The organism is Streptomyces sp. SD31, from assembly GCF_052068475.1.
Lineage (GTDB): Bacteria > Actinomycetota > Actinomycetes > Streptomycetales > Streptomycetaceae > Streptomyces.
In genome coordinates this window covers 593,598-618,662 of record NZ_JBQHCX010000002.1, presented here as the reverse complement: position 1 = coordinate 618,662, position 25,065 = coordinate 593,598, and the positions used below count along the sequence as shown (strand labels likewise).

Annotated in this window: 15 protein-coding genes and 1 riboswitch; of the genes, 14 read left to right on the top strand and 1 reads right to left on the bottom strand. The window is 68.6% G+C overall.

From position 1 onward, the window contains the following. Nucleotides 1–48 precede the first annotated feature (48 nt). From ACTMVF_RS06720 to ACTMVF_RS06655, 14 genes are all read left to right on the top strand, one after another. Nucleotides 49–10,668, top strand: coding sequence for a LamG-like jellyroll fold domain-containing protein (locus tag ACTMVF_RS06720; protein ID WP_441270005.1), 10,620 nt, complete (start codon nt 49–51; stop codon nt 10,666–10,668). An 86-nt stretch (nt 10,669–10,754) separates the two neighbouring features. Further along, nucleotides 10,755–11,252, top strand: coding sequence for a DUF4265 domain-containing protein (locus tag ACTMVF_RS06715; protein WP_441270004.1), 498 nt, complete (start codon nt 10,755–10,757; stop codon nt 11,250–11,252). Next, nucleotides 11,213–11,737, top strand: coding sequence for a suppressor of fused domain protein (locus tag ACTMVF_RS06710; RefSeq protein ID WP_441270003.1), 525 nt, complete (start codon nt 11,213–11,215; stop codon nt 11,735–11,737). Before ACTMVF_RS06715 ends, ACTMVF_RS06710 begins: the two co-directional genes overlap by 40 nt. A gap of 143 nt (nt 11,738–11,880) precedes the next feature. Next, entirely contained in the window at nt 11,881–12,654 is a 774-nt protein-coding gene (locus ACTMVF_RS06705) for a tetratricopeptide repeat protein (RefSeq protein ID WP_441270002.1), read from the top strand. A gap of 331 nt (nt 12,655–12,985) precedes the next feature. Then, on the top strand, nt 12,986–13,630 hold the full coding sequence (locus ACTMVF_RS06700; RefSeq protein WP_441270001.1) for a SurA N-terminal domain-containing protein: 645 nt from the start codon (nt 12,986–12,988) through the stop codon (nt 13,628–13,630). A gap of 141 nt (nt 13,631–13,771) precedes the next feature. Next, nucleotides 13,772–14,749 (top strand): nucleoside triphosphate pyrophosphohydrolase, encoded by a 978-nt coding sequence (locus ACTMVF_RS06695; RefSeq protein WP_441270000.1) that lies wholly within the window; start codon nt 13,772–13,774, stop codon nt 14,747–14,749. A gap of 194 nt (nt 14,750–14,943) precedes the next feature. Continuing rightward, nucleotides 14,944–17,058 carry a hypothetical protein gene (locus ACTMVF_RS06690; RefSeq protein ID WP_441269999.1) on the top strand — a complete coding sequence of 705 codons (2,115 nt, stop codon included), beginning with the start codon at nt 14,944–14,946 and terminating at the stop codon, nt 17,056–17,058. Further along, entirely contained in the window at nt 17,055–18,335 is a 1,281-nt protein-coding gene (locus ACTMVF_RS06685; RefSeq protein WP_441269998.1) for a cytochrome P450 family protein, read from the top strand. The genes ACTMVF_RS06690 and ACTMVF_RS06685 overlap by 4 nt, the downstream gene beginning before the upstream one ends. 167 nt (nt 18,336–18,502) lie before the next feature. Then, the gene (locus ACTMVF_RS06680; RefSeq protein WP_441269997.1) at nt 18,503–19,534 is read left to right on the top strand and encodes a transglycosylase family protein; all 1,032 of its coding nucleotides are present in this window, start codon (nt 18,503–18,505) and stop codon (nt 19,532–19,534) included. Between the two features lie 206 nt (nt 19,535–19,740). Further along, a riboswitch (cyclic di-AMP (ydaO/yuaA leader) is annotated at nt 19,741–19,940 on the top strand. A gap of 4 nt (nt 19,941–19,944) precedes the next feature. Next, nucleotides 19,945–20,640: a transglycosylase family protein gene (locus ACTMVF_RS06675; protein WP_441269996.1), complete on the top strand. Its 696-nt coding sequence runs from the start codon at nt 19,945–19,947 to the stop codon at nt 20,638–20,640. A 331-nt stretch (nt 20,641–20,971) separates the two neighbouring features. Beyond that, complete coding sequence (gene eno, locus ACTMVF_RS06670) at nt 20,972–22,252, top strand: phosphopyruvate hydratase (RefSeq protein ID WP_441269995.1); 1,281 nt, start codon at nt 20,972–20,974, stop codon at nt 22,250–22,252. Between the two features lie 92 nt (nt 22,253–22,344). Further along, the gene (locus ACTMVF_RS06665; protein ID WP_441269994.1) at nt 22,345–22,821 is read left to right on the top strand and encodes an FtsB family cell division protein; all 477 of its coding nucleotides are present in this window, start codon (nt 22,345–22,347) and stop codon (nt 22,819–22,821) included. Between the two features lie 29 nt (nt 22,822–22,850). Beyond that, nucleotides 22,851–23,369 (top strand): DUF501 domain-containing protein, encoded by a 519-nt coding sequence (locus ACTMVF_RS06660; RefSeq protein ID WP_441269993.1) that lies wholly within the window; start codon nt 22,851–22,853, stop codon nt 23,367–23,369. Nucleotides 23,370–23,514: 145 nt separating this feature from the next. Next, on the top strand, nt 23,515–24,486 hold the full coding sequence (locus tag ACTMVF_RS06655) for a Ppx/GppA phosphatase family protein (RefSeq protein ID WP_441269992.1): 972 nt from the start codon (nt 23,515–23,517) through the stop codon (nt 24,484–24,486). Between the two features lie 81 nt (nt 24,487–24,567). On the opposite strand, the gene ACTMVF_RS06650 is transcribed toward ACTMVF_RS06655, so the two are convergent. Next, complete coding sequence (locus ACTMVF_RS06650; protein ID WP_441269991.1) at nt 24,568–24,813, bottom strand: hypothetical protein; 246 nt, start codon at nt 24,811–24,813, stop codon at nt 24,568–24,570. Nucleotides 24,814–25,065 lie beyond the last annotated feature (252 nt).

The window sequence follows — 25,065 nt, the reverse complement described above, 5'->3', positions numbered from 1 at the left end:
CGCAGAGCGAGGGCTACGGCGCTTTCTGTCCTTGTCTCGTTCACGTTCGTGCTCACCACCGAAACGGCGGCGGCCGCCGGGGCCACGCTGCCGGCTGTGAAAATGCCCGAGCTGTCGCTGTCCGGTCTGTGGGAATGGGCCTCCGAGTCCCCCTCGGCGAACACCCCGGACCAGGAGGGCGGCACCGCTCGCGGCAAGAGCCACCGCGCCTCGACCGCGGCCACCAGCGCCGACCGCGGTGTCGGTCGTAAGCCCGGCAAGGGCAAGGGGCAGCTCGATGCGTACGAGCGCCCCGTCGACGGGACCGAGAAGGCCACGACCGGCGCGGCCCCGGGCACGGCCAAGAGCTTCGACGCCGACACCAGCAAGCGCGACGCCAAGAAGTCCACGGCCACGTCGGACTACTACGTCAACGCGGACGGCTCCACCACGATCCGCCACTACAACGGCCGCGCCAACTTCAAGGCGGCCGACGGCACCTGGAAGCCCATCGACACCAGCCTGGTCGAGGACAAGGGCGGCCGGTTCGAGCAGAAGGCCAACTCCCTCGACGTCGCGTTCGCCGCGAACGCCGCCGACGAGCAGCTGGCCTCCGTCGACTTCGGAGCCGGCCGGACCCTGTCGTACGCGCTGCGCGGCGCGCGCGAGGCCACGGCGGCCGAGGCCGAGGACGGCACCCTCGTCTACGCCGACGTGCTGCCGGAGACGGACGTGCAACTCGTCCCGATCGCCGACGGCTTCAAGGAGAACCTCGTCCTGCACTCGCCGGACGCGGCCAGCTCCTGGGTCTTCCCGCTGGAGGCGAAGGGCCTGACGCCGCGCGTCGCCAAGGACGGGGACGTGGAGTTCACCGACGCCGACGGCAAGGTGACCGCCACCGTCCCGCACGGCTATATGGAGGACTCCCGCATCGACCGGCGCTCCGGCGAGGGCGTCCGCTCCCCGCGGGTCTCCTACGAGCTGACCACGGTGGACGGCGAACCGGCGCTGCGGATGACCGCCGACCGCGACTGGCTGGACGACCCGAAGCGGGTCTACCCGGTCACCGTCGACCCCACGACGGTCCTCGCCGCGAGCGAGGCGACGTACGTGCAGAACGACTACAGCGCCGACCGCTCCGCCGAGAACCAGATCAAGGTCGGTTCGTACGACTCGGGCACCACCAAGGCGAACTCCTTCCTGCAGTTCTCCTCACTGGGCTCGACGATCTCCGGCCAGAAGGTCTCCGCGGCCACCCTCAACGTCTGGGCGCTGTGGTCCTCGACGTGCACCGCCACGCCCTTCTCCGTGTACCCGGTGACCCAGTCGTGGTCGCCGTCGACGACCACCACGTACCCCGGTCCGGCGTACGGCTCCTCCATCGGCTCCGCCACGGTGGCCCCCGGCTCCTCGTGCACCAACACCAGTGGCAGCACCGGCGTCGGTGTGAAGATGCCGGTGACGCTGTCGACCTCGTGGTTCACCCAGGTCGCCACCGGCGGGGCCAACTACGGCCTGGCGCTGGCCGCGCCGACGAGCGACGCCCTGCACTGGAAGAAGTTCCACTCCGAGGACTCGGCCACGGCGAGCTGGCGCCCGTCCCTGGACCTGACCTACGCACCCAACACCAAGCCGCAGGTCAACGCCCAGTACCCGCCGGAGAACTTCCAGACCAACACCCTTCAGCCGGAGCTGCTGGTCTACGCGAGCGACGCCGACAAGTGGCCGAACACGACGCTGACGTACACCTTCGAGGTCTACGACGCCGACTCCGAGAGCACCACCCCGGTCGCCACCTCCGGCGCGCTGTCCAAGGGCAGCTGGAAGATACCCACGGGCAAGCTCAAGTGGTCCAAGAACTACGCGTGGTACGTGGGGGTCAGTGACGGCTACGAGGAGGTGACGTACTCCAGCCGCTTCACCACCGCCGTGCCGCAGCCGCCGGTCACCTCGGGCCTGGCCCAGAACACCGACGGGCACGAGTTCGACCCGTCCGACGGCAACTACACCACCGAGGACACCGACGCCGATGTGGAGGTGGTCGGCCCCTCGCTGGAGATCGACCGTTCGTACAACAGCCTCGACCCGCGGATCGACAGTGCGTTCGGCGCCGGCTGGTCGACGGTCGTCGACATGAAGGCGGCCGAGGTCAAGGACCCGTCGGGCACGGTCACCAGCGTAATCGTCACCTACCCGGGCGGTGAGCAGGTCGCCTTCGGCCGCAACAGCGACGGAACGTTTCAGCCGCCACTGGGCCGGTATGCCCGGTTCCAGGCGGTGAGCGGCGGCTACACGCTGACGGACAAGGACTTCACCGAGTACGCCTTCAAGCAGGCCACCGCGAAGGCGGGCACGTACGCGATATCCAGCATCAAGGACTACGCGGGCCGCACCGAGACGTTCACGTACAACACGTCCAAGCAGCTGACCAAGATCACCAACGAGACGTCCAAGCGCTCGCTGGGCCTGACCTGGGTCACCCCCACCGGAGCCACCACCGCGCATGTCGAGACGGTCTTCACCGACCCGTCCACGGCCGGCGACTCGAACACCGCGCAGACCTGGAAGTACAGCTACAGCGGCGACCAGCTGACGAAAGTCTGCCCGCCGGCCGACTGGGCCCACTGCACCACATACGGCTACGCAACCGGCAACCACTACCGCACCACGGTGCTGGACGCCGACCCGTACGCCTACTGGCGCCTGGGTGAAGCCTCCGGGGCCACCGTCGCCAAGGACACGGTCGACATCAACCAGGGCCGCTACAACGGCCTCTACCACAACGTGACCCTGGGCAGCTCGTCCGTTCTCGCGGGCTCCACCCAGACCACGGCCACGTTCAACGGCACCACGTCGTACGTGGAGATGCCGTCCGCGCCGGGCGCGACGCCGTCGTACATGACGGTCTCCCTGTGGTTCAAGACGACCACGGCCGGAGGCGTGCTGTTCTACTACGGCGACAAGCCGCTGAGCGACGCCGACCCGGTGAACAACACGACGAAGAACACCCCCGCGGTGTACGTCGGCACCGACGGCAAGCTGCGCGGCTGCCTGGCCATGTCCCCCAGCTGCAGCCCGACCATCGTCTCCACCGCCACCGTCACCGACGGCGCGTGGCACAACGCGGTCCTCACCGGTCGGGCCAACAGCCAGACCCTCTATCTCGACGGCGTGTCCCAGGGCTCCCTCACCGGCACCATCAACGACTGGGAGCAGCCCTACATCTCGCTCGGCGCGGGTGTGAACACCCAGGGCTGGCCCGCGATGAACACGACCGACAAGCTCGGGCACTACACCGGCCAGCTGGCCGAGGTCGCCATCTACTCCGAGCCCCTCGACCCGTCGGTGATCACCGCGCAGTACCAGGCCGCCAAGCGGTCCGCCGGCCTGCTCAACAAGATCACCACGCCCAACCTCAAGACCCAGTCCCAGGTGGTGTACGGCACCACCGACGACCTGGTCAAGCAGGTCACGGACGGCGACGGCGGCACCTGGAAGCTCAACCCGCCCACGGTCACCGGCTCCTCGCAGGTCTACCGCTCCGCCGTGATGGGCTCCGCGCCCAACGGCTACTGGCGGCTGGCCGACACGGGAGGCGCCGCGCAGGCCGCCAACGAGATCCACACCGGCTCCGGCACGTACAGCACCGTCACGCAGGGTGTGGCGGGGCCGTTCGGGACCGGTGACGTGACCGCGGCGTCCTTCAACGGGACGTCGTCGTACGCCGAGATCCCGTTCACCCCGTGGCACGGCTCGTCCCAGCGCGCCGTCGAGCTGTGGTTCAAGACCGGCAGCCCCGGTGTGATCCTGTCCGACCAGTCGCAGCCGCCGACCGGCGCGACCCCGACCGGCAGCTGGAACCCGCTGCTGTACGTGGGCGCCGACGGCAAGCTGCACGGCCACTGGTGGAGCGCGTCGAGCTCCAGCGGCATCGCCTTCGGCTCGACGAAGACCGTCAACGACAACACCTGGCACCATGCGGTCCTGTCCGCCTCGGGCACGACCCAGACCCTCTACCTCGACGGCGTCAAGCAGGCCGACTACAGCGGCGAGGCCAAGGACCAGTCCAACACCCGCACCTTCGTCGGTGCCGGTTTCGGCAAGTACTGGTACCAGTCCCCCGGTGACGTGAGCTTCTTCAACGGCTCCATCGCCGAGGTCGCGGCGTACGACCACTCGCTGAGCGCGGACGACGTCGAGCAGCACTGGTCGGCGTACAAGGCGTCCTCCGGCATCGCGCCGGTGCGCACGGTCACGCTCACCGACCCGTACGAGAAGACGCTGACGTACGTGTACGACGCGGAGATGGGCAACCGCCTGCTGGCCGCGATCGACACCAACGGCAAGCGGACGACGTACGGCTACGACACGGGCGGCTTCCTGCACACCGTGACCGACGCCAACGGCAACCGCAGCATCACCGGTCACGACGTCCGCGGCAACACGGTCTCCCAGACCGACTGCCAGGACACGGCCGCGAACAAGTGCGCCACGGACTACTACACCTACTACCCGGACGCGACCACCGCGTTCCCGGCGATGGACCCCCGCAACGACCTGCTCCTGACCGAGCGGGACGCCCGTTCCACGTCCGCCACGGACAACACCTATCTGACCAGCTACAGCTATGACACCGGCGGCAACCTGCTGTCGGTGACCAGCCCGCCGGTTGCCGGGCATCCGAACGGCCGCACCGCCTCCACCACCTACACCACCTCCTCGACCCCGGCGGCCGAGGGCGGTACGGCGGTGGCGCCGGCGGGTCTGGTCGACACGGTGACGACGCCGGGCGGCAGGAAGACGAAGCACGTCTACTTCGCCAACGGCGACCTCGCCGAGGTCGTCGACGCAGGCGGCGCCAAGGTGCAGAACACCTACGACAACCTGGGCCGGCCGATCGCGAAGAAGGAGATATCCGACGCCCACCCGGCCGGCCTGACCACGACCTGGACGTACGACAAGAACGACCAGGTCCTCACCGAGACCGCCCCGTCGGTCACCAACCGGGTCACCGGCGCGGTGCACCAGGCGAAGACGACCACGGCCTACGACTACGACGGCAACGTCACCTCGCAGACCGTCGCCGACCTGACCGGCGGTGACGCCTCGCGGACGACGTCGATGACGTACGACGCCTACAACCGTGTCGCCACGCGGACGGACCCGGGCGGCAGCGCCACGTCGTTCACGTCGTTCGAGTACGACGCCTACGGCAACAAGGTGAAGGAGACCGACCCCGAGGGGAACGTCAACACCTACACCTTCGACGCCGAGGGCCGGCCGCTGACGACCAACCTGCTCAACTACACCGGCGACCCGAACAACCCCGAGTCGGCCAAGACGCTGGTCCAGGAGTCGCGGGCGTACGATCCGGCGGGCCGGCTCGCGTCGATCACCGACTCGATGGGTTGGGTGACCGCGTACACCTACACCGACGACGGCATGCCGGCGACGGTCGTGCGCAAGGACCCGAAGAACGGCAAGCAGTTCGTCGAGGAGTCCAACACCTACGACATGGCCGGGAACCTGATCAAGCAGGTGACCAACGACGGCCAGACCACGGCCACCTTTACGGTGGACGCGGCCGACCGCGTCACGTCGGAGATACTCGACCCGGCGGGCCTGAACCGCACCACGAAGGTGTCCTACGACCCGGACGACAATGTCGTCAGGGAGAGCGAGACCGACCCGGCGACCGGTGAGGTCAGCACGGTCGACACGCTGTACGACAACCTCGGCAACGTCACCGGCATGACCGTCCACGACGGAACGACGGCTCCGGTGGGGCGCTGGAAGCTCGACGAGAGCGGCGGCAGCACCGCGGCCGACTCCTCGGGCGGCAACAACACCGTCACCCGTGGCTCGGGCATGACCTACGGCACCGACCGCAGCGGCTCGGCCACCTTCGACGGCACCGCCAACGCGTACGGCCAGTCGAAGACGCCCGCCGTCAACAGCAACGGCAGCTTCACCGTCGCCACCTGGGCGAAGATGGACGACACCGCGACGACCCGCATGCTGGTCTCGCAGGACGGCCAGGCCACCTACGGCTTCGCGCTGTACTACTCCGCCAGCACCGGCTGGAGCTTCGCCCGCACCAAGGCGGACGTCCAGCCGCCGACCGGCGCGAGCGTGAGCTCCGGACTGTCCGCGGTGACCGCGGGCACCTGGGCGCACCTCGCGGGGGTCTACGACGCCGACGCCGCGATGATGCGGCTCTACGTCAACGGCACGCTGGCGCAGGAGACCGCGTTCGCCGGCGCCTGGGAGTCCACCGGCACGCTGCAGCTCGGCCGCTTCAAGGGCCCCTCCGGCTACTCCCTGCCCCACAAGGGCGGCCTGGACGACGTCCAGGTCTACGGCGAGGCGCTCACCGCGGCTCAGGTGTCCGCGGTGCGGGGCGGCACACTCCCGGCGGCCGGCAGCTCGGTCCGTACCACCACATGGAAGCTGGACCAGCGTGGACTGCCCGTGTCGATGACCGACGCCAAGGGCAACACCACCGACTACGGGTACGACGAGGCCGCCCAGCAGACCACCGTCACCGAGCCGGTCGTCAACGCCGAGACGAACGGCGGCACTTCCACGGCCGTTCGCCCGGTGTCGATGATGGGGTACAACACCTTCGGCGAGATGACCGAGACCTCCGACCCGCTCGGCAACGTCACGGTCACCGCCTACGACGCCGAGGGCCAGGAGACCTCGACCAGACTGCCGAACTACACCCCACCCGGGTCCACGACACCGATCACGGCCACCGCCTGGAACGAGTACAACAAGCTCGGCCAGGTCACCGCCGAGGTCGACCCACTGGGCAACCGCACCACGTACACCTACACGCAGCTCGGAGATCTGGCCTCGGTCACGGAGCCGGGCGCCGCGAAGTCGACGTTCACGTACGACACCAACGGCGACCTGCTGTCGGCGACCAGCCCCAACGGGGCGCGTCAGGAGTCCACATGGGACTACCTGGGGCGTGAGCTGACCAGCACGGACATCGTGCGTCAGCCGACGCAGCGGGCGTACACGGCGATCAACGAGTACAACGCGCCCGGCGGCGAGCTGTCCCGCATGGTGAGCCCGACGGGTGTGGCGGAGTCGTACAAGTACAACGCCCTGGGCGAAGTCACCGAGGTGACCGACCCCGCAGGCAACGTGTCGACGTTCACCTACAACATGGACGGTGAGGTCCTCACCGCGAAGGACCAGGACCAGACGAGCACCAAGAACACCTACGACGGCTACGGCCAGCTGGTCGCCACCAGCGACCTGGACGCGACCGGCGCGGTGCTGCGCACCAGCCGCTCCGAGTACGACCGGGCGGGCAACCCGGTGTCGGTGACCGACTACCGCGGCCACACCACCACGTTCACCCTGGATGCCACCGGCCTGGTCACCAAGGCGGTCGAGCCGGTCTCGGCGACCGAGTCCATCACCACGACCTTCGGCTATGACGCGGCGGGCAACCGCACGCGCTTCACCGACGGCCGTACCAATTCCTTCATCACCACGTACAACACCTGGGGGCTGCCCGAGTCACTGATCGAACCGTCCACCCCGGCCCACCCGGACGCCGCCGACCGCACCTTCACCACGGTGTACGACGCGAACGGTCGGGTGAGGGAGCAGCGCTCCCCGGGCGGTGTGGTCGTCACCAACGACTACGACGAGAAGAGCCGGCTGACCAAACAGACCGGCGCGGGTGCGGAGGCCACCACGGTCGACCACACCTACGCGTACGACTCCGACGACCGGGTCACGGCCGTCGCGGGTGTGGGTACGGAGCTGAACACCTTCACCTACGACGACCGCGGTCTGCTGCTGTCGACGGCCGGCCCGTCGGGCACCTCGTCCTTCGCCTACGACGGCGACGGGGCGATGACCACACGGACGGACGCGTCGGGTACGTCGACCTACGGGTACGACACAGCGGGTCGGCTGAAGACGGTCAACGACGGGGTCACCGGCTCGACGATGACCTACAACTACAACACCGACAACAACGTCACGCAGATCGACTACGGCACCGGAAAGTCCAAGCGGGACTTCTCCTACGACGCTCTGGAGCGGCTGACCAGTGACAAGCTGACCTCGCCCACGGGCAAGGTGCTGTCGTCCATCTCCTACGGATGGGACGAGAACGACAACCTCAAGTCGAAGACGACGACGGGTGTGGCGGGCGCGTCGGCGAACACCTACGAGTACGACTGGGCGAACCGCCTGACGTCGTGGAACAACGGGACGACGACGGAGGTCTACGGCTACGACGGGTCCGGTAACCGCACCCGGGTGGGCGGCGACACGTACACGTACGACGCCCGTAACCGGCTCACCTCGGACGGGCACAGCACGTACGCGTACACCGCGCGCGGCACGCTGAGTTCGGTCACGGACGAGGGCGGGGTGCAAACCCCGATGAAGGCGGATGCCTTCAACCGGGTGATGAGTGAGGGCGATCGGACGTACGTCTACGACGGTCTGGATCGTGTCCTGAGCGCCAAGGACGAGCAGGGCTCGGAGGTCTTCGCTTTCCAGTACAGCGGTGCCGGGAACGAGGTGGCCTCGGACGGTTCGTCCGTCTACAGCCGCAACGTGGACGGTTCGCTGGTGGGCGTGAAGACGGGCGCGTCGTCGGTGCAGGTGCTGACGGACATCCACGACGACGTGGTGGCCCAGTTCACGGACACGGGTGAGGCGCTGACCGGGTCGACGACGTACACGCCGTTCGGCAAGGCGGCGACGTCGGCGGGGATGCTGGGCAACCTGGGCTATCAGTCCGGTTGGACGGACCCGGCCACGGCCAAGGTGAACATGGCGGCGCGCTGGTACTCGCCGCAGACCGGCCAGTTCAACAGCCGGGACACGGTGTCCAACGACCCGCTGCCGTCGTCGGTGAACGCCAACCAGTACGCCTACGCCAACCAGAACCCGATGACGGGTGTGGACCCGACCGGCCACTGGTTCGAGTTCATCAAGAAGGCCGTCAAGAAGGTCACGAAGAAGGTCAAGAAGGTCGCGAAGTCGGCCTGGAAGAAGACCAAGCACACGGTCAAGCGGGCGGCGAAGGCGGTCCGCAAGGCGGTGAAGAAGGTCAAGCGGGCGGTCAAGAAGGTCTCCCGCAAGGTGTATCGCACGGTCCGCAAGACCGTCCGCTATGTGGCGGACAGCGTCAAGAAGGTCAAGAGATACGTCAAACGCACCTACAAACGCGTCAAACGCGTCGTCCACAAGGTCGTCCACCACGTCAAGAAGACGGTGCGCAAGGTCGCCAAGGCCGTCAAACACGTGGCGAAGAAGGCGGTCAAGGCGGCCAAGAAGGCGGTCAAGAAGATAGGCAGAGCCGTCAAGAAGGCGGCGAAGGCCTCAGCCAACTTCGTCAAGCAGCACGCCGCGACCATCGCCTCGGTGGCGGTGGGTGTGGTGGTCTTCGCCGGCTGTACGGCGGCCACGGCCGGCGCCGGTGTGATCGGCTGCGCGGCGCTCGCGGGCGCGGCGGCCAATGGCGTGGGCTACCTGATGAGCGACGGTCCCAAGTCCGTCGGGGGCTTCCTGGGCGCGGTCGCCATCGGCGCTGCCACCGGTGCCCTGGGCGGCGCGGCCGGCGGAGCGGCCTCCGGCGCGGTGGGCCGCCTGCTCGCCGGCGTCGGCGGCAAGGTCACGCAGGGCGCGGCGATGGGCGCCGCGGGCGGCGCCGCGGAGGGCGCGGTCGGATACGGCGTCTCCTGCGCGGCCAGCGAGGAGGGGTGCAGCGCGAGCGGCGCGGCCAAGGCGTCGGCTGTCGGGGCCGTCACCGGGGGGGTGTTCGGGGCGGCGGTCAGCAAGTACGGGCCCAAGTCGAAGGGCTGCACTCCGCACAGCTTCACCGGCAGCACCGGCGTCCTGATGGCGAACGCCATCACCAAGCCGATCTCCGAGGTCAAGGCCGGGGACTGGGTCCTGACGGCCGAGCCCGGCAAGAAGAAGAAGGAGAAGCACCGGGTCAAGGCGGTGATCGTCACCAAGACCGACCGCAACTACGTCGACGTGATCGTTGACACCAAGGCCGGTCCCAAAACGATCCAGACCACCAAGCACCACCAGTTCTACGAGGTCAGCCGCAACGCCTGGACCCAGGCCGGCGACCTCAAGGCGGGCCACAAGCTCCAGAACGGGGACGGTGCACCGACCAAGATCGTCGACGTCAAGGCGTACACGGCACAGCGCGTCACCTACGACCTCAGCATCGATGGCCTGCACACGTACCACGTGGCGGCCGGAAATGTGGAGGTCCTCGTTCACAACAAGAACGAACCCATCGCGTGCTCGGTCAACGGCGGCCACGAGATTTACGACATCCCGGCAGGATCGAGGGGCGGCCATGGAGCCGGCGAGGGCATTCCGGCATCGATGCTCGGCGACTACAACGTCGGGGTAAATGCGCCACAGGGGTCTACGCCGCCGCTGTGCTCGTACTGCCGGGCGAATCCAGCTCAGGCGATCGACCACGTAGACGCCAGGATCAACAATGGCGACCTGACCGACGCGAACACGACTCCTGCATGCAGGCGTTGCAACAGCTCGAAGCGTGATCGCGTCGCGCCGAAGACCCCGCCGCCGAACTACAAGGGAGACTGGCCGCCACCGTGGTGGCCGGTGAATATGAGGAATGGCTGGGAGAAGACCTATGGGATAAGTCCCTACAAGGTCTAATAGTCCAGCCATACGGCCAGGCACCCCGGCGTTCTGCTGGGGTGCCTGGACCGCTTATGCTGGCAGAGAGCCTCAGGAGTGATTTTGTGACCAAGACCTACATCGTTCACGATGACCCTGCGATCCTGTCCGAACGGCAGCGCATTGCCATGGTGGATCTCGCGCCTTTCGACTTGCCAGATCAGTTGGAGCAGATCTGGCTCGGCCATCGCGACGATGGTCTTTTCGTCATGCAATGCATTCCGTTCCGTATCTACGGACTTTCGTTGTTCGACGTCGTACGGATCGATGAGGACGACATGCTGACCGAGGTTGTCTCTTCCGGCGGCCACCGGACATTGCGTGCCTTGATTGTGCCGGGCCTTACTCACGCGGAGGTGGCAGCTCTCGCAGATCGAGTGAACTCACTGGCTCAGCGCGAGGGCTTCGTCCGGGAGTGGAGTGGTGACCGGCATGTGGCTGTTGACATTCCGGGAGACAGGGATCCAAGTCCTTTGGTGGCGCTGATAAGTGAACAACGCGCAGCGGGGAAGCTGTTCTGGGAATGGAGCGACATGAAGCCGTTCCAGACTACAGGAATATAGAAGTTTGGCACCCAAAGAAGGGAATATCGACCCCAGTAGCCCTCTCGGAAACGATTGGTCTGTTCAAGACGCCTCTGACGTCCCGCGTGTCGGGTCGGCACCAGCACCTCGAACTGCTGACGTGCGGCCGCCCGGTGCCGGGGGACGAACACGGGCCTCTGCCAGGCGTTCTGGAGTGGGTCGCCGACCGTCTGGTGGCCAGCGGGGAGGCGGTCCTGCGCGGAGAGGTCATCCCTTTGCCCATGCCACTGATCCCGGGCGGCACCATGACGGCCCTGTATGCCGCGCTCCCGGTCTACTTCGACGACGACTTCGCGTCGGTCGTTCTGGAGAACGGGGTCGAGACGTCCGTGGTATGGCTCGTCCCGATCGGTGCATCCGAGGCGGCATTTGTCCGCGAGAAGGGATGGCCTGCCTTCGAGGAGGAACTGGTCCGTCAGGATCCCGATCTACTGGATCTGAATCGCGCCGGGATGACTCTCTGAATTTCACGACACGGCCAGGCCTGACGGTGCCGGCGATCGATGGCTTCGGAGAGCTGGAGAGCATCCTCAATTTGCGCTACCCATGATAGCTGTGAGGGCCGGGGCGTTGACCGGGCAGAGGAGAGGCGCGGTATCATGATCGAGTGGCAGATGAGAACTCCGGCATCGCGGCAACCGCTCTTTCCCTTTTGGAGTCGGCGCAAGACGGGGACCTGGTTGCTGCTGACCGAATCGGCGAGATGCTGCCGTCGCTGACGGCGGCGGCAGCATCAGGCGAAACGGATGCTCAGAATGTGCTCGGAGGGATTCTCCTCGAATTCGCGGAGAATCCCTCCGATGCTGCTTTTTGGTTCAAGAAGACCACTGACCGGGGCAGTGCCGTGGGTAAGCGAAGCCTGGGGCATCTCTACGCGAACGGACAGGGAGTCCCGCAGGACCTCGCGGAAGCTGAGCGGCTCTTCAAGGAGGCTGCCGACGACGGGGACGCTCATGCTCAGTTCAATCTGGCGCAGCTGTGGTGGGGAAAGCGTGACCCTCATGCTGTTGCCGGGCTCCTGCGATCCGCCGCGAAGGGTGGTGTCGACGACGCGTATGTCGTCCTCGGTGACCTGCTCGCGGCGATGGACCAGGACGCCGAGGCGCTGCGCAGTTATGTGAACGCTGCCGTGTCGGGGCATGACGGGGCGATGTACATCGCTGCCTGCTGGTACCGGGACGGCACTGCCGGACATCCGGACAGCGTCGAGGCCCTGAAGTGGTTCTTCAAGATGATCCACGCCGGAAACGCCGACGGGCTCCACGAGGCGATCACCGTCGCGCGTGGCCTGACCGACGAGGAGATCCGCCGTGCCGGGGAGCTGGCGGGTTGTCTTGGGGAGGCCGAGGCGATGGTGGGGACGGTGCAGAAGTACAGGTGATCGGCAACTTCGGAAGAGATGCCGTATTACGAGAACCAGTACGTCTCCGGCGACCCCAGCTCGCCCACGACGTCCGCCGCCGCATCGGCCACCCGCTCGCGGGGGAGGCACGGCGGATGTGACGCCGGCGGAACGGCGGTTCCCGAACCCAGTCACGGGCCGAGTGGGCCGAGCAGGCCGAGTGGGCCGTGCGGGTCGTGCCGGGGAGGCGTCGGTGCCCGAAGTCCTGATGAATCGTTGGTCGAATGGGTTGGCCAGAGCTTGCCGACTGCCTACCATCGATCACCGCAAGACTTTGTGCACCGTCGCACAATCTCCTCGGGAGGTTTCCTTGCACCGCCGCCGTCGCACCGCGCTCCTGCTCTCCGCCGCGATCGCCGCGGCGCCTTTGCTCACCGCTTGCGGAAACGATGCGCATCCGGGAGCGGCGGCCGTGGTCGGCGGCCAGCGGATCACCGTCGCGCAGCTGGAGAACAGGGTGAGTGAGGTGCGCGCGGCACAGCGCGCGGCCGTGCCGGACGACGCCCAGTACGCGCAGGTCATCGCCAAGTCGGGCACCCTCCCGCGCGACGTGCTGCACAACCTCGTCCTCGACCAGGTGCTGCACCGCGCCGCGCAGGACGCGGGAGTGACCGTCACCCGCAAGGAGCTCCAGAAGATGCGCTCCGAGCTGGAAGGGCAGGTCGGCGGGGCCAAGGCGCTGGAAACGGCCTGGCTCCAGCAGTACGGCATCGCCCCCGAGCGCCTCGACGAAAACCTCCGCCTCCAGCTCGAGGCCCAGAAACTCGCCGCCGCGCTCGGCACCGACACCGGCAAGCCGGCCTTCTGGAACGCCCTGGCCGAGGCGTCCAAGAAGCTCGACATCGACCTCAACCCGCGCTACGGCACCTGGGACGTCCAGAAGAGCAGCCGGGCCGACGCGAAAACGCCGTGGGTGCGCGAGGTGACGGCGGCGGGGACGCCGCAGACGGCGTAGCGCAGTGGCGGGGCGGCAGCAGGGGTCGCCCGGCTTGTGGACAACGAGGGGCCGCGCTGAGCCCGGCTTGTGGACAACGGCTGAGCCGCCCGCCTGTGGATAACTCAGGGGGTTGTGCGTGGCTTGGGTTACGTTCGGATCGTGAACGCAACCAGTCCCGAAGCCGCCCCCGGCCGCATCGTCCTGCTCACCACCAGCCACCGTGTCGCACCCGGCCTGCTGTCCTGGCCGGCGTGGCAGGCGCTGCACGGCGCCGACCGTGTGCTGTGCGCGGACGGCGCGCATCCGCAGCTGCCGTATCTGCGCGAGGCCGGGATAGCGGTCGACGAGGCCGCCCCGACCGCCGAGGAACTGATCGACGCGTGCGCCGGCGGCCGCACGCTCGTGGTCGTGGCCACGGGCGAGGGCGAGCCGGCCCTGACGGACGGCCTGGCCCGCCTGGCGGGCAGCGGCCGCGTCCGGATGCCGGAGCTGGAGCTGCTCCCCGCCTCCTACGACCTCCCGGGCGCCCGCCTCCTCGACCTCGTCCAGGTCATGGACCGCATCCGCGCCGAGTGCCCGTGGTCCTCCCAGCAGACCCACAAGGGCCTGGCGAAGTACGGCATCGAGGAGGCGTACGAACTCGTCGAGGCGATCGAGGACGGCGACCGCGACGAGCTCCGCGAGGAACTGGGCGACGTCCTGTTGCAGGTCGTCTTCCACGCGCGGATCGCCGAGGAGGACCCGGAGTCCCCCTTCTCCATCGACGACGTGGCCGGCGGCATCGTCACCAAGCTCATCCATCGCCATCCGCACGTCTTCGGCGACGAGACGGCGACGACGCCCGAGGAGGTCAAGGAGCACTGGCTGCGCACCAAGGCCGTCGAGAAGCAGCGGAACTCGGTGACGGAGGGCATACCCCTCGGCCAGCCGGGCCTCGCCCTCGCGGCGAAGCTGGCGTCCCGGGTGCGCACGGCGGGGCTGGAGGTGCCGCTGCCGGCGGGGGAGGGCATCGGGTACGAGCTGCTCGCGATGGCGGTCCGGGCGGAGGCGGCCGGGGTGGATCCGGAGGCGGCCCTGAGGGTTGCCGCACGGGCATACCGGGATGCGGTGAGGGCTGCTGAGGGGGTGTCCCCTTAGTACCGTTGGGCCAACGGGCGGGAGCGAGGCGGGGGGCCGGTGTGCCAAGGGAGTCGTTGGAGGAGCTGAGGGACGCGCTGACGCGCGCCATGGTCGACTCGCGGGAGACTTCGCAGGAGGTCTTGCAAGCGCTGAAACGGTCGAGCGTTCCCGGAGCGGTGGACCTCTGGGCCCGGACAGCCGGGATGGCGTCCATGCACAGCGCGGACGCTCGCGACTGGGTCAGTCTGCTGGTGGTCCTGCGCAGAAACCATCCCCAGGAGTTCTCCGCCCTCAAGGCCATCGGGGCCGACTACGCCGCCCCCGTGACCGGTGACAACGCCCGTGAGGTGATCCTTAGTGCCGCCGAGCTAGTCATCGGTGACCACGTGGCCGGTGACCACGTCGACTTCCGCGACTCCACGTTCCACCACCGTGTCGTGGGCGTGCAGTACAACCACTACGGCACCGTTCCCGCTCCGGCGCAGTGGCGGCCGGTGGGGGAGGTGGGGCCGCGGGAGTTCGGTGTACGCCCGACCCGTCCCGTCCCCGGGCTGCCCGACGTGCCGCCGTATGTGCCGCGCGACTGCGACGAGGAGCTGCGTGCCCAAATTGCCGGCAACAGCCTCGTGCTGATCCTGGGCGAGCCGTGCGTGGGCAAGTCGTACACCGCATGGCATGGCGTGCGGTCACTGGAGGGGCACCGCCTGTACGCCCCGGACCCGGGCGAGGACCTCCGGCCGCTGGCGGCCACCCTCCAGGGCAACCCCGGCAAATACGTCATCTGGCTGGACGAGCTGACCGGTCATCTCGGCACGGGCGGCCTGGACCTCCGGCTCCTGGGACGCCTCAACGATCTTGGTGCCGTCGTGCTCGCGACGATGAGCCCCGACGGGTACTACCGGCGCCGGGCCGGGACCGCCCCGGGCGACCGGGTCGTCGCCGCGGCCCGCACGGTGGAGCTCGGGCGCGAGTGGAGTGAGGCGGAGCTGGCGCGGCTGGCGGCGCTCGACGACCGGCGTGCGTATCCGGCGTACATGTGGAGCGGCCGGGAGGGCGTGGCCACGTACTTCGCCGTCGGACACCACCTGTTCGACGAATGGCGTCGCGTGGGAACCCAACTGGAGCACCCACGCGGGCAGTTACTGGTCCGGGCGGCGATCGACCTCGCCCGCTGTGGGGTCACGGGAGCGGTACCGGCCGAGCTGCTCAGGAGGGTCCAGGAGCTGTACCGGGCGGAGGACCGGGAGTCGTTCGAGGATGCTCTCGCCTGGGCGACGGCGCCGATGTTCGGGGTTTCGGGGCTGCTGGTGGCGGGCGAGGCGGACGGCACCTGGCGGGCGTACGGGGCGCTTGTCTCGGAGGCGCTGAGGTCGGGCGGCGATCTGGAGCCGGTGCCGGACGAGGTGTGGTGGACACTGCTCGACGCGGCCCGGGAGCCGGACGCTCCGCTGGACTTCCCGGCCGTCCTGGACGCGGCCCGCACCGCGTTGCACGACCGCGTGGAGGCGGGGGACGCGGCGGTGGCGCTCGGGTTCGCTCGGCGTACCGAGGGGGACGAGCGTGAGGAGTGGCTGCGGCGGGCGGCGGACGCGGGGGACGCGTGGGCGGCCGTGGAACTGGCGGAGATTCTGCGGGGGCGGGGGGAGGAGGGCGGTGCGCTCCCGTATCTGGAGCGGGCGGCTGCGGCGGGCAGCGCGAAGGCCGCGGCGCGGCTGGGCAGCCTCTTGCGGGAGCGGGCCGAGCACTGGCTGCGCGCGGCGGCGTCGGCGGGTGAGGGGGACGCGGCGCACGAACTGGGCGACATGCTGGTGGGGCTCGGACGTGAGGAGGAGGCGCTGCGCTGGTACCGCAAGGCCGCGGCCGCGGGCCGCCGCGAGGTCGCGGGCAGTCTCGGCGTTCTGCTGTACCACTGGGGCAGGCAGGAGGACGCGGAGGCGTGGCTTCGGTATGCGACAGCGTGGGGTGACGCGCGCGCCGCGAACAACCTCGGGCTTCTTCTCGAAGATCGGGAGGGCGCCGACTGGGTGTCCCTCTACCGGCAGGCGGCGGAAGGCGGCGACGCGTCCGGGGCGGTCAACCTCGGCGTCGAACTGGAGGAACTCGGCCAGGAGAAGGAGGCACTGTCGTGGTATCTCGCGGGCCATGCACGGGGAGCCACTGAGGTTGAGTCGTACATCGCCGAGCTACTGGAGAAGCGAGGGAAGGCCACGGAAGCCGAGGAGTGGCGCCGCAAGGCGGAAGCCGCAGACCCGGAAGGCCTCCTCGAAACGCTCCCCACACCACCCGGCAGTACCCCGGCCGACGCTCCGGATACCGTCAAGGAGTGACCAACCAGCCCACCCCCACCGGCCCCACCCCCCAGTCCCCCGAACTCTTCACCTGGGAGTTCGCCACCGACCCCTACCCGGCCTACGCCTGGCTCCGCGAGCACGCGCCAGTGCACCGCACCCGCCTCCCCAGCGGCGTCGAGGCCTGGCTGGTCACCCGCTACACCGACGCCAAGCAGGCCCTCGCCGACGCCCGCCTCTCCAAGAACCCGGCCCACCACGACGAACCCGCCCACGCCAAAGGCAAGACGGGCATCCCGGGTGAGCGCAAGGCCGAGTTGATGACGCACCTGCTGAACATCGACCCGCCCGATCACACCCGCCTGCGCAGGCTCGTCTCCAAGGCCTTCACCCCTCGCCGCGTCGCCGAGTTCGCCCCCCGGGTGCAGGAGCTCACGGACCGGCTCATCGACGGGTTCGCGCAGAAGGGGAGCGCCGACCTGATCCACGAGTTCGCCTTCCCGCTGCCCATCTACGCCATCTGCGACCTGCTCGGCGTCCCCCGCGAGGACCAGGACGACTTCCGGGACTGGGCGGGCATGATGATCCGGCATCAAGGCGGCCCCCGGGGCGGCGTCGCACGGTCCGTGAAGAAGATGCGCGGCTATCTCGCCGACCTCATCCACCGCAAGCGCGAGGCACTCCCCGACACGCCCACCCCCGGCGAGGACCTCATCTCCGGCCTCATCCGCGCCTCCGACCACGGCGAGCACCTCACCGAGAACGAGGCCGCGGCGATGGCTTTCATCCTGCTGTTCGCCGGCTTCGAGACGACGGTCAACCTCATCGGCAACGGCACCTACGCCCTGCTCACCCACCCCGAGCAGCGCGCCCGCCTCCAGACCTCCCTCGCCGCGAAGGAGACCGCCCTCCTCGAAACCGGCATCGAGGAACTCCTGCGCTACGACGGCCCCGTCGAACTCGCCACCTGGCGCTTCGCCACCGAACCGCTCACCATCGGCGGGCAGCACATCGCACCCGGCGATCCCGTCCTCGTCGTGCTGGCCGCCGCCGACCGTGACCCGGAGCGGTTCGCGGACCCCGACGTCCTCGACCTCGGCCGCCGCGACAACCAGCACCTCGGCTACGGCCACGGCATCCACTACTGCCTCGGCGCCCCGCTCGCCCGCCTGGAGGGCCAGACCGCCCTCGCCACGCTCCTCACCCGCCTCCCGGATCTGGAACTCGCGGTGGATCAGGCCGAGTTGCGGTGGCGGGGCGGCCTCATCATGCGCGGACTGCGTACGCTTCCGGTGGAGTTCACCCCTGTTGGGTGAGTACGTCCGCCGGCGCAAACGTGACACGCGCACAAGCCTGTGATCTTCACGTGATCTGCGCGGCATTAACTTGTGACAAGTGATCGTCTGCCTATACGTTCACGGATCAATGACGGCGCCCAGGTTTCACGCGCCGCGGTCACTGTTGTCTCGCGAAAGGTCCCCGCATGCTCTCCGGGAACGGTCGTCACCGTCGCCCCCGTCAAGCTCCGGCGCTCCTCGTCGCGGCCGGAGTGACCGGGTCCGCCATCGCCATCCCGCTTCTCGGCGCCACGGGCGCGAGCGCGGCCGAGGGCACCGTGTGGGACAAGGTGGCCGACTGTGAGAGCGGCGGCTCCTGGAGTGCCGACAATGGCGACGGACTTTACGGCGGACTGCAACTGACCCAGGACGACTGGGAGAAGTACGGCGGCCTCGACTACGCCTCCAGCCCCAACCTGGCGAGCCGTTCCCAGCAGATCGCCGTGGCCCAGGACATCCTCGCGGACCAGGGAACCAGCCCTTGGGGCACCTGTGCGGTACTCAACGGGCTGACTCAGAAGTCCGGCTCGGTCGACCTCGACCTCGACACCGGCGTCGCGGAGGACTCGCCCTCCGAAGTATCCGGATCGTCCGGATTGCTCGATTCATCGAGTTCGTCGGGCTCATCGGACTCGTCCGATGCGACGAACCCGTCCGGTGACTCCTCGAATTCCTCCGACTCCTCGAACTCGCCGAGCGGCTCTCCCGACACCTCGTCCGAATCATCCCAGGATTCCGCCCCTTCCTCCTCTTCGCCCTCTTCATCCTCTACGACGGACAACTCCTCGAAGTCCGATACGTCCGCCGACACGGGCGCCTCACAGTCGCCCGATGGCTCACCCGTAGAGACGTCCAAGGGCGACAATCGGGACAACTCGGAGCAGGGAGAGGGCTCCCGGAGTCTCGTCGACACCGGAGCCATCGACTCCGAAGCGACCGGCTCCGGGCGTCATCGTGGCCCCAGTGCCGACGAGAGCGAGGCGACCGAGAGCGCCGTCAAGTCCTCCGGCCGCCATGCCTCGTACACCGTGCGCGCCGGCGACACTCTCGCCTCCATCGCCGACTCCCTTGACCTCGACGGCGGATGGTCCGCGCTGTATGACGCGAACAAGCGGGCCATCGGTACTGACGCGAACCACATCTTCCCCGGTCAGACCCTGGAAGTCCCCACCGAATAGGGGGCGAACGGGGTGAAAAACAGCCGGAGTTCGCGTCATGATTTCGCACTGAATGTCCGCTTTGAATGCAGTGAGAGATAGATCTCAGAAGCCCTGATCGTCTTTGAAATTCCGCGAATCGCGTGGCTACGGTCATGACCGCTCGTCACCACGAGCCCCGGCTGCCGCAACGCCGAATCCTGCCAGCGGCCGTACGGGAACAGTCGTCGCGTCAAGCGCCGTAGGCAGGAGCGGGGGACCCAAGGTAAGCGCCGGGTCCGGCAGTTGAGGCCCTTCGGGGCCGCACGGCCGGAGTCGGCTAGGGGTGAAGCCGCGCAGCGGGAGCCGAAAGGCGACCGTGCGCGGCCGGGCAACTCAACCGGCCCGAACCCGACAGCTCACCTCGCAGGCGTCGGTGAGGGGATCTCTCCATGCTGTTTTCCAGCAAGGGCAAGCACCGTCGTCCGTCCAAGGCCGCTCGCGCCATAGCCGTCGTCGGCGTCACCGGCGCCGCCGCCGTCGCCGCCCCGCTGATGGCGGCCGGCAGCGCCTCCGCCGCCACCGCCTCCGAGTGGGACGCCGTCGCCCAGTGCGAGTCCGGCGGCAACTGGTCGATCAACACCGGCAACGGCTACTACGGCGGTCTGCAGTTCTCCGCCTCCACGTGGGCCGCGTACGGCGGCACGGCGTACGCCTCCACCGCCGACCAGGCCACCAAGGCCCAGCAGATCGAGATCGCCGAGAAGGTCCTCGCGGGCCAGGGCAAGGGTGCCTGGCCGCACTGCGGCACCGGCCTGTCGAGCGCCGCCTACAACGGCTCCGGCTCCTCGTCGAGCGGTTCCTCGCAGAGCAGCGAGAGCACCACCCGCTCCACCGAGGAGCAGTCGGCCTCCCGCTCCAGCGAGCGTCCGGCCGCCAAGAAGAGCACCAAGACCGTCACCACCCCGACCGGCAAGAAGGTCAAGAAGGGTGACGGCGAGTACAAGGTCGTCAAGGGCGACACCCTCAGCTCGATCGCCGCGGAGCACGACGTCAAGGGCGGCTGGGAGAAGCTCTTCCAGCTGAACAAGGACATCGTCGAGGACGCGAACCTGATCTACCCGGGTCAGCAGCTGCACCTGAAGTAATACGAGGGCGGCAGCTGAACCACAGGGCCCTCACATCCGTGGACCTCATAGCGAAGACCTCGTGAGGGTCACCCCCGTCCCCCACGGGCTCCCCGCTCCGGTGCGTGTTCCCCCGTACGCACCGGGGCGGGGCTTTTCTTTTCCCGTATGTCACCCACCTTTTGTTCCCCCTCTTTGTTCCCGCCCTTTGTTCCGGTAGGGAACAATGGGTACGGTTCGGTTCTGTCCACGGGACGGTCGGTCGGCTGCCGAGGTCCCCGAGGCGGTTAGGCTCTAGTCGCAAGGCTCACAGCCCCGCACTACCAGCGTCACATCCACGAAGGAGATGCTCGTGCCGTCCATCGACGTCGTCGTAGCCCGGGAAATCCTCGACTCGCGAGGCAACCCCACCGTCGAGGTCGAGGTCGGCCTCGACGACGGCAGCACGGGTCGTGCCGCCGTTCCGTCCGGCGCCTCCACCGGCGCCTTCGAGGCCATCGAGCTTCGCGACGGCGACCAGAACCGCTACCTCGGCAAGGGTGTCGAGAAGGCCGTCCTCGCCGTCATCGAGCAGATCGGCCCGGAGCTCGTCGGCTACGACGCCACCGAGCAGCGCCTGATCGACCAGGCCATGTTCGACCTGGACGCCACCGACAACAAGGGCTCCCTCGGCGCCAACGCCATCCTCGGCGTCTCGCTCGCCGTCGCCCACGCCGCCTCCGAGGCCAGCGACCTCCCGCTCTTCCGCTACCTGGGCGGCCCGAACGCGCACCTGCTGCCGGTGCCGATGATGAACATCCTGAACGGCGGCTCGCACGCCGACTCCAACGTGGACATCCAGGAGTTCATGATCGCGCCGATCGGCGCGGAGACCTTCTCCGAGGCGCTGCGCTGGGGCACCGAGGTCTACCACACCCTCAAGAAGGTCCTGAAGAGCAAGGGCCTGGCCACCGGCCTCGGCGACGAGGGCGGCTTCGCCCCGAACCTCGGCTCCAACCGCGAGGCCCTCGACCTCATCCTCGAGGCCATCAAGGAAGCCGGCTACACCCCCGGCGAGCAGATCGCCCTCGCGCTCGACGTCGCCGCGTCCGAGTTCTACAAGGACGGCTCCTACCTCTTCGAGGGCAAGGCGCGCTCCGCCGCCGAGATGACCGAGTACTACGCCGAGCTGGTCGAGGCGTACCCGCTGGTCTCCATCGAGGACCCGCTGTTCGAGGACGACTGGGACGGCTGGAAGACCATCACCGACAAGCTCGGTGACAAGGTGCAGCTCGTCGGCGACGACCTGTTCGTCACCAACCCCGAGCGCCTGGCCCGTGGCATCGAGGAGGGCGCGGCCAACGCCCTGCTGGTGAAGGTGAACCAGATCGGCTCGCTCACCGAGACCCTGGACGCCGTCGAGCTCGCCCAGCGCAACGGCTTCAAGTGCATGATGTCCCACCGCTCCGGCGAGACCGAGGACGTCACCATCGCCGACCTGGCCGTCGCCACCAACTGCGGCCAGATCAAGACCGGCGCCCCGGCCCGCTCCGAGCGCGTCGCCAAGTACAACCAACTGCTGCGCATCGAGGAGATCCTCGACGACGCCGCGGTGTACGCCGGCCGTAGCGCCTTCCCGCGCTTCAAGGGCTGACAAGCTCCATAAGGGCAGCGTCGTACGTACGTCCCCGTACTCGGTCCCGTACCGTGTGCGGGGACGTACGCGTGTGAAACGGGAGGCGGGACATGGCCGTGAAGGACCGGGACCGGTTCTCCACCGCGACCAGGATCCGGTTGCTCGGAGAGCAGACGGCGGCCCGCGTCTACCGCTCCCAGACCAAGCGGCAGGCCCGGCGCTCCAGGCTCACCGGACGGGCCGCGCTGCTCGCGCTGGTCCTGTGCTCCCTGGTCGTGGCGCTCGCCTACCCCATAAGGCAGTACGTCTCCCAGCGCGCCGACATCGCCGACATGCAGCGGCAGAAGAAGGAAGCCGCCAAGCGGGTCGAGCAACTGCGCGACGTCAAGGCACGCTGGCAGGACGACGCCTACGCCGAGCAGCAGATCCGGCAGCGGCTGCACTATGTGATGCCCGGGGAGACCGGTTACATCGTGATCGACCCGGACGCGGCCAAGCAGTCGCGGACCGAACTGGGCGCGGCCGACCGGCCCTGGTACACCAACATCTGGGACGGGGTCGACAAGGCCGACGCCGCCGATCACTGAGCCCAGCGAGAACCGATAGAAAGACAGGCATGCAAACGCCCCCGCCGCCCACCCCGCGCACCGAACCCACCGACGCGGACGTCGAGGCCTTCAAGCAGCAGCTCGGACGTCCGCCGCGCGGGCTGCGCGCGATCGCGCACCGGTGCCCGTGCGGACAGCCGGACGTGGTCGAGACGGCTCCCCGGCTGCCCGACGGCACGCCCTTCCCGACGCTGTACTACCTCACGTGCCCCAAGGCGTCGTCGGCGATCGGCACGCTGGAGGCGAACGGCGTGATGAAGGAGATGACGGCTCGGCTGGAGAGTGATCCGGAGCTGGCCGCCGCGTACCGCTCCGCGCACGAGGACTACATTCGGCGCCGCGACGAGATCGAGGAGCTGAAGGGCTTTCCGAGTGCGGGCGGGATGCCGGATCGGGTGAAGTGCCTGCATGTGCTGGTCGCGCACTCGTTGGCGGCCGGGCCCGGTGTCAATCCGCTGGGGGACGAGGCGATCGCGATGTTGCCGGAGTGGTGGGCGAAGGGGCCGTGCGTGGTCTCCGCCGAGTGATCTCGCCCCCGCCGCCCCTACCCGTCCCATCCTGAAGGGGCCCCGCCCCTTCGACCCCGCTGAGGGCTGCCGCCCCCAGACCCCCGCTTCGGCCTGACGGCCTCGTCCTCAAACGCCGGACGGGCTGAGAAGAAAGGCACCCCCCATGACCCGCGTCGCCGCCATCGACTGCGGTACGAACTCCATCCGGCTTCTCGTCGCCGATGTGGACCCCGCCACCGGCGAACTCGCCGACCTGGACCGCCGTATGACCATCGTGCGGCTCGGGCAGGGCGTCGACCGGACCGGGCGGCTCGCGCCCGAGGCGCTGGAGCGCACCTTCGCCGCCTGCCGTGACTACGCGGCGATCATCAAGGAGCACGGCGCCGAGCGGCTGCGCTTCGTCGCCACGTCCGCCTCCCGGGACGCGGAGAACCGGGACGAGTTCGTGCGCGGGGTCGTGGACATCCTGGGGGTCGAGCCCGAGGTCATCACCGGGGACCAGGAGGCCGAGTTCTCCTTCACGGGGGCGACGAAGGAGCTGGCCGAGCACGACCACCTCCCCAAGCCCTACCTGGTGGTGGACATCGGCGGCGGGTCGACGGAGTTCGTCGTCGGCGAGGAGCACGTGCGCGCGGCGCGCTCGGTGGACGTCGGCTGTGTGCGGATGACCGAGCGTCATCTGGTGCGGGACGGTGTCGTCTCCGACCCGCCGTCCGCGGAGCAGATCGCGGCGATGCGGGCCGACATCGAGGCGGCCCTCGACCTCGCCGAGGAGACGGTGCCGTTGCGGGAGGCGCGCACGCTGGTTGGGCTCGCCGGGTCCGTGACCACGGTGTCGGCGATCGCCCAGGAGCTGCCCGAGTACGACTCGACCCGCATCCACCACTCGCGGATCAGCCACGACCGGGTCCGGGAGATCACCGAGTGGCTGCTGCACTCCACCCACGCCGAGCGCGCGGCCGTACCGTCCATGCACCCGGGGCGAGTTGACGTCATCGCGGCGGGCGCCCTGGTGCTGCTCGCGATCATGGAACGGATCGGTGCGCAGGAGGTCGTCGTCAGCGAGCACGACATCCTCGACGGCATCGCCTTCAAGGTGGCGGAAGCCGCGGAAGAGGGTGAGCGCGGCGACTGACCCGCCGCGGTGACACGGAACGGCCCCGGTACCTCTTGGTGAGGAACCGGGGCCGTTGTCTCGGCCCTTGCGGGCTATCCGTCAGTTACAGAGGAGGACGACGAGGCCGCTGCAGCCCCCGCCGTCGTGGTGGTGGTGACCGTCGTGGTGGTGCTCGTGCTCGTGGCCGTGGCCGTCCGCGGCCCTTGCGGCGACGTGTGAGGCGGGCGGGGCTGCCGCAGCGGATGCGGCCGTCGCCGCCCCCAATGCGAGAGCAATGCCCAGAGCCGCGCCGACCGAGACTATTCGCGAGGTGGCCCGCGTGAGGGCCTTCTGTGTGGTGATCATGGCTGCACGTTATGCGCGCTTATGTCGGATTTGCTCGCCGAGCGTGGCTGACCGGGTGACGGTGGTCGCGGTCGCACTCGCGGGGTGGTCCGGGTCTCGTTTGCTACCGATCAGTAGCCTTCGGTTGAGCAGGTCGGCTAGCGTATGAGCGCGTCCAGGGGGCCTTTGGGGCCCTTCGGGAACCCTTCGAAGGTGCCCGCCGAAGAAACTTCGTGAAGTTCTTCACAAGGAATTCTGCCCTGTCGGAGCACT

Coding starts and splice junctions, on each gene's coding strand:
- ACTMVF_RS06660 (WP_441269993.1), top strand. CDS start 22,851: ATGCAAACGCCCCCGCCGCCCACCCCGCGCACCGAACCCACCGACGCG.
- ACTMVF_RS06650 (WP_441269991.1), bottom strand. CDS start 24,813: ATGATCACCACACAGAAGGCCCTCACGCGGGCCACCTCGCGAATAGTC.
- ACTMVF_RS06655 (WP_441269992.1), top strand. CDS start 23,515: ATGACCCGCGTCGCCGCCATCGACTGCGGTACGAACTCCATCCGGCTT.
- ACTMVF_RS06675 (WP_441269996.1), top strand. CDS start 19,945: ATGCTGTTTTCCAGCAAGGGCAAGCACCGTCGTCCGTCCAAGGCCGCT.
- ACTMVF_RS06680 (WP_441269997.1), top strand. CDS start 18,503: ATGCTCTCCGGGAACGGTCGTCACCGTCGCCCCCGTCAAGCTCCGGCG.
- ACTMVF_RS06710 (WP_441270003.1), top strand. CDS start 11,213: ATGGAGCGACATGAAGCCGTTCCAGACTACAGGAATATAGAAGTTTGG.
- ACTMVF_RS06665 (WP_441269994.1), top strand. CDS start 22,345: ATGGCCGTGAAGGACCGGGACCGGTTCTCCACCGCGACCAGGATCCGG.
- ACTMVF_RS06690 (WP_441269999.1), top strand. CDS start 14,944: ATGCACAGCGCGGACGCTCGCGACTGGGTCAGTCTGCTGGTGGTCCTG.